The sequence below is a fragment of the Protofrankia sp. Cj3 genome (genome assembly GCF_917627355.1).
Classification (GTDB): domain Bacteria; phylum Actinomycetota; class Actinomycetes; order Frankiales; family Frankiaceae; genus Protofrankia.
This window is the reverse complement of record NZ_CAKJTR010000253.1, coordinates 1-5,535: the sequence shown is the minus strand read 5'-3', so window position 1 is coordinate 5,535 and position 5,535 is coordinate 1. Positions and strand designations below refer to the sequence as shown.

Annotated in this window: 5 protein-coding genes; 2 read left to right on the top strand and 3 right to left on the bottom strand. The window is 67.9% G+C overall.

All coding sequences use genetic code 11. The features are described from left to right. Positions 1–174 precede the first annotated feature (174 nt). Together MJ783_RS21645 and katG are read left to right on the top strand one after the other, a co-directional pair. Positions 175–603, top strand: a complete 429-nt coding sequence (locus MJ783_RS21645; protein WP_239313326.1) for a Fur family transcriptional regulator — start codon at positions 175–177, stop codon at positions 601–603. A 62-nt stretch (positions 604–665) separates the two neighbouring features. Continuing rightward, on the top strand, positions 666–2,870 hold the full coding sequence (katG, locus tag MJ783_RS21640; RefSeq protein ID WP_239313324.1) for a catalase/peroxidase HPI: 2,205 nt from the start codon (positions 666–668) through the stop codon (positions 2,868–2,870). A 158-nt stretch (positions 2,871–3,028) separates the two neighbouring features. Here katG and MJ783_RS21635 read toward each other — a convergent pair whose 3' ends face one another. The 3 genes from MJ783_RS21635 to MJ783_RS21625 form a co-directional block, all read right to left on the bottom strand. Beyond that, the gene (locus MJ783_RS21635) at positions 3,029–3,181 is read right to left on the bottom strand and encodes a hypothetical protein (protein WP_239313322.1); all 153 of its coding nucleotides are present in this window, start codon (positions 3,179–3,181) and stop codon (positions 3,029–3,031) included. Positions 3,182–3,536: 355 nt separating this feature from the next. Next, positions 3,537–3,887 (bottom strand): group II intron maturase-specific domain-containing protein, encoded by a 351-nt coding sequence (locus MJ783_RS21630; protein ID WP_239313320.1) that lies wholly within the window; start codon positions 3,885–3,887, stop codon positions 3,537–3,539. 328 nt (positions 3,888–4,215) lie between these two features. Further along, positions 4,216–5,307: an ISAs1 family transposase gene (locus MJ783_RS21625; protein ID WP_239313318.1), complete on the bottom strand. Its 1,092-nt coding sequence runs from the start codon at positions 5,305–5,307 to the stop codon at positions 4,216–4,218. Positions 5,308–5,535 lie beyond the last annotated feature (228 nt).

Here is a 5,535-nt window from a genome sequence, read left to right as displayed (position 1 = left end):
CAGTGGACACCAGTGCTACCAGGCCCGATGCGCTGACTCCCCGAAACCGCACCCGGCACGACCATGCGGCGCCGAAGGCGGCGCGCTTGGCAGCGCCCTTGGCGGCACGCCCACACCGTCCTCGGATCGAATCAAATTCTTGACTAGTTCAATTTATGGGAGGAGGGTCTTCTCGTGGAGACAGAAGCGGCGACGGCGGCCTTGCGGGGAGCGGGGCTGCGCGTCACGGCACCGCGGCTCGCGGTGCTCGGCGCGCTGAGCAACCACGCCCACCTGACAGCCGACACGATCGCGACCTCGGTGCGCGAGCGCCTCGGCGCGGTGTCGACCCAGGCGGTCTACGACAACCTGGAGGTGCTGCTGATCGCGGGGCTTGTCCGGCGGATCGAGCCGGCCGGCAGCCCAGCGCGGTTCGAGCTGCGGGTCGGCGACAACCATCACCACCTGGTGTGCCGTGGGTGTGGCCTGGTCGTAGACACCGACTGCGCCGTAGGTGACCCGCCCTGCCTGACGCCTTCCGACGACAACGGCTTCACGGTCGACGAGGCCGAGGTCATCTACTGGGGCCGATGCCCCGCCTGCTCCACCGCAACCAGTTCCTGAGCACACCCTCCGATCCCGGAAGGATTCCCGTGTCTGACACTCCGAACGCCGTTGTGGGAGAGATGAACAACGAGGAGAGCGCAGGCGGGTGCCCCGTCTCCGCCGGGCGCCGCAATCACCCGACCGAGGGCGCGGGGAACCGCGACTGGTGGCCGAACCAGCTCAACCTGAAGATCCTCCGAAAGCACCCAGCCGTGGCCAACCCCATGGACGAGGACTTCGACTACGCCGCGGCGTTCGCCACCGTCGACCTCGATGCCCTGCGCAGCGACGTCGAGGAGGTGATGACGACGTCGCGGGACTGGTGGCCGGCGGACTACGGCCACTACGGGCCGCTGTTCATCCGGATGGCGTGGCACAGCGCGGGCACCTACCGCATCAGTGACGGCCGCGGCGGCGCCGGTGCCGGCATGCAGCGCTTCGCACCCCTCAACAGTTGGCCGGACAATGCCAGCCTCGACAAAGCACGCAGGCTGCTCTGGCCGGTCAAGAAGAAGTATGGCCGCGCGCTTTCGTGGGCCGACTTGATGATCTTCGCGGGCAACTGCGCCCTCGAGTCGATGGGCTTCAAGACCTTCGGCTTCGGCGGCGGCCGGGCGGACGTCTGGGAGCCCGACGAGGACGTCTACTGGGGTCCCGAGCGCACCTGGCTCGGCGACGAGCGGTACACCGGCGACCGGGAGCTCGAGAACCCGCTGGGCGCCGTCCAGATGGGCCTGATCTACGTAAACCCCGAGGGCCCGAACGGCGTTCCGGACCCGCTCGCCGCGGCCCGGGACATCCGCGAGACCTTCCGGCGGATGGCGATGAACGACGAGGAAACCGTCGCGCTGATCGTGGGCGGGCACTCGTTCGGCAAGACCCACGGCGCGGCGGACGCGGACCGCTACGTCGGCCCGGAGCCCGAGGCCGCTCCCCTCGAGGAGCAGGGCCTGGGCTGGCTGAACGGCTACGGCAGCGGCAAGGGCGGGGACGCGATCACCAGCGGGCTCGAGGGTGCGTGGACGCCCACCCCGGTGACGTGGGACAACAGTTTCTTGGAGACCCTGTTCGGCTACGACTGGGAGCAGGTGGAGAGCCCCGCCGGGGCGAAGCAGTGGAAGCCGAAGGACGGCGCCGGGGCCGGCACCGTGCCGGACGCCCATGACCCCTCGAAGTCGCACGCCCCGACGATGCTGACGACGGACCTCTCGCTGCGGGTGGACCCAATCTACGAGCCGATCTCGCGGCGCTTCCTGGAGAACCCGGACCAGCTCGCGGACGCGTTCGCCCGAGCCTGGTTCAAGCTGACGCACCGCGACATGGGGCCGATCGCGCGTTACCTCGGGCCGCTGGTCCCGCGGGAGACGCTGATATGGCAGGACCCCGTCCCCGCGGTGCGACACGAGCTGATCGGGGCCGCGGAGATCGCCGCGCTCACCGGCCAGATCCTCGGTTCGGGGCTGTCCGTCTCCCAGCTCGTCTCCACCGCGTGGGCGTCGGCCTCGACGTTCCGCGGGAGTGACAAGCGCGGCGGGGCGAACGGGGCGCGCGTCCGGCTCGAGCCCCAGCGCGGCTGGGAGGCTAACGACCCCGACGAGCTGGCGACGGTGCTGCGCACCCTGGAGGGGATCCAGGAAGCCTTCAACGGCGCCCAGAGCGGGGGGAAGCGGGTCTCGCTCGCCGACCTCATCGTGCTCGGCGGGTGCGCCGCCGTCGAGCAGGCCGCGAAGAATGCCGGCCACCCGGTCGAGGTGCCCTTCACCCCGGGCCGCACGGACGCGTCGCAGGAGCAGACCGACGTGGAGTCCTTCGCCGCGCTCGAGCCGGCCGTGGACGGGTTCCGCAACTACCGCGGGAAGGGTCACTGGCTGCCGAGTGAGTACCTGCTGATCGACCGCGCGAACCTGCTGACCCTGAGCGCGCCCGAGATGACCGTCCTCGTGGGTGGCCTGCGCGTCCTGGGCGCGAACCACCAGCGGTCCCCGCTGGGCGTCTTCACCTCGTCGCCCGGGTCGCTGACCAACGACTTCTTCGTAAACCTGCTGGACATGGGTACGGAGTGGAAGGCGACGTCCGAAGACGCGGAGACCTTCGAGGGCCGCGACTCCGCCACGGGCGCGGTCACCTGGACCGGCAGCCGCGTCGACCTCGTCTTCGGCTCGAATTCCGAGTTGCGCGCCATCGCCGAGGTCTACGCGAGCGACGACGCGCGGGAGACGTTCGTGCGCGACTTCGTGGCCGCGTGGGACAAGGTCATGAACCTCGACCGGTATGACCTCGCCTGATCCCGATGCCTGATCCCGATGTCTCGATCGGCCGCCCGCCGGCCGATCGAGACATCCTCGACCTCGACAGAGCACACAACGCCGCAATCATCGTCAACCGGCTCCTCGTCCCGCTCACCGCCGACCGGTCCCAGGCCCCGCCTGAACTCCGCCAGGCGCTACGCACCCTCGACCACCACGTCAACCGGACGGACGCCAGGCTGCGGCATGCTCTGTTGATGCTCTTCGGATGCGTCCCTCCGGCAGACGATGATCACAAGTCGGTTGCACAACTTCGCGATCCCGTCAAGCGATCCAATCTTGATCGACATCCAGAACCTCCGACACGCCGACGAAACGGGGAGGTTCTGACAAAGATCGATAACCCTGCGACCTGCACAAACGTAAACGATCAATCTTTTGGATCAGTTTATCCACAGCCCCCGCCGGGAGGTTCTGGAAGGATCTTGCAAAGCCGCAGGTCAAACCCCCCAGGATCGGTGGTACTGTCGCAGGGCAGGAACTTGTAGGGTAGGCGACTGGCGCGGTTACGCTTGGCTTTAGGCGTTGGTCCGATACCTTTGTCCGCACGGTTTCCCGTGCGTTTCTCATCCCAGCCTGCCATAGCAGCGTTCCGTTTCCAGCCACCCCCCATCGAACTGTGCAAGCGGTTCTCCCGCACACAGCTCACCGACGTCGTTCACCGCCGGCATTCGGCTTTTCCCGCCACGGCCTGTTCGGCCGCGGGGCGACGACGATTCCACTGAGATCGACCAAACCAAGCTGGTTGGCAGAGGCTACGCCTACCACCCACCGGCCGAACGCCGCCGACCGCTGATGCCGTTTCGCAACAAACAACGCCAGCCGCCGCAGCGCATACCATCTGATCGTGGCGAAGTGCCGAGCCGAGTTACCGTAGCGGAAGAAACCCGCCCAACCACGCAGCACGCGGTTGACGTCCGCCACGATCACCTCAACCGGCAGCAGCAGCCGGCGCCGCTCCGTCAACTCACGGATACGATCCCGAACATGCCGCATCGCCCTCCTCGTGGGCCAGCGGGCGAGAAACTGGATGTGCCGGAACCGCGGCGACGTGGCTCGCACCCAGCGGTGCAGGGCCCCGGCGTTGTTCCTCTCTGTCCGGTTCGGTGATAGTTTGCTATATGCCGTATACGGCGAAGGCTTCGGCGCGGTCGTGTAGGTCACGGCGGGCGTGGGCAATGTTGGCTCTGCCGGCCAGTCGGTAGGTATTGAGTGTCAGGTTGCGGAAGCTGGCCATAGCCCGCGGGGCGGCGCCAGTGCGTAGCTGGGAGTGATCCTCACGGAAAGTGACATCGCGAGTCCAATATAGACGGTTCTCCACGCATCAGTGCTCGCGCTCGTAGTGGTTGAGGTGGACGGGGCCGGCCAACTCGGCGGGCATGCTGGTGATGCCGTAGACGATGTGTTTGCCGGTGCGTTGGCCATCCAGGCCACCGGTGTCGCGGCGCAGCCGGAACACCTGCCGGGCTCCGGGAAATAAGCTGTCATCGGCGGGTGCCACCCGAAGGGCGCGTTGTTCGGTACGCCCATGACCCCGGTCGACGTCGATGGCGGTGTGGTCGGCGAACTGCGTGTCGGTTCCCGACAGCAGCGCCTGGGCGGCCCGCAGCGCGAGGGGCTGGTTGGCTTTGAGAATCAGCACGTAGTGGGCGTGCACCTTCCCGGTGATCAGGCGGGCGGTCTTCTTCGTCGTATGGAGGGCATCCAAAGTCAGCACCATACCGGCGACGTCCAGTCCGCCCAGCACATCGGGCACGGCGGTGCCCTCACCACGCTTGTCGGCGACCTGCCGCTGACCCAGCACGACCCCGGTGCCGTGGCCGATCGCGGCGACCAGGAACACCCGCCCGGCGGTGGTGACGGTCCCGCGCAGCAGTTTCCCGTCGATCGCCGCGGCGGGTAGCAGCCCGGCCGGGGCCGGGTGAGTCACCGCACGGTGCGCGGCGCGGCGCTGTTCCCGCTCGGCTGGCCCGGCCACCGCCGGCAGGACCGGCGCGGGGGTGATGCCGCGTGCCACGTCGGCGGCGTACCCGCTGACCGCCGCGTCCAACGCGTCAGCGTCCAGACTGGCCAGTACCCGGCGGAAGGTCCGCTCGCTGGGCACCAGATAGCGACCGGTCAGCGCATCGCGCCAGGCCCCGATACGGGCCAAGACCTCTTGCGGGGTACCCGCCGCCCATTGCCAGATCGACGCCACGGAATCGTTGCCAACAACCAGCGTCGCGCAGGCGGTCAGCGCCAGGATCACCACCAACGGGTGGCGACGGCCCCGCGCGGCACGCGGGTCCGGCACCGCGGCCAGACGCTGGGCCAGCGACGACGCCGCCGCCCGCGGGTCCGTGGCACGTTCGGCCTCCCACAGGGCCAGATCCGCAAGGTGGTCAACGACAGGGCTGATCGGGGAAGATACCAACACGAGCACGGCTCCTGGGTAGATCCTTCAGGCTTGAGACACCCGAAAAATCACCAGAAGTCGTGCTCTTCCTACAGTCAGCCCGTAGCTTCGGCGATTCGCCGTAGAACCGGACAATCCGAGACAACGCCGGGGCCCTGGACGCACTCCGAGTCGGATTGAAACTTCCGTCTTTCCGCGGGGAGATTGCATCATCACAAAGTCACAACGCAGGAACTTTTTGAGTAACCC

Bases quoted from the DNA above. Each gene is read 5' to 3' on its own strand.
- katG (WP_239313324.1), top strand. From the start codon at position 666: ATGAACAACGAGGAGAGCGCAGGCGGGTGCCCCGTCTCCGCCGGGCGC.
- MJ783_RS21635 (WP_239313322.1), bottom strand. From the start codon at position 3,181: ATGTCGATCAAGATTGGATCGCTTGACGGGATCGCGAAGTTGTGCAAC.
- MJ783_RS21630 (WP_239313320.1), bottom strand. From the start codon at position 3,887: ATGCGGCATGTTCGGGATCGTATCCGTGAGTTGACGGAGCGGCGCCGG.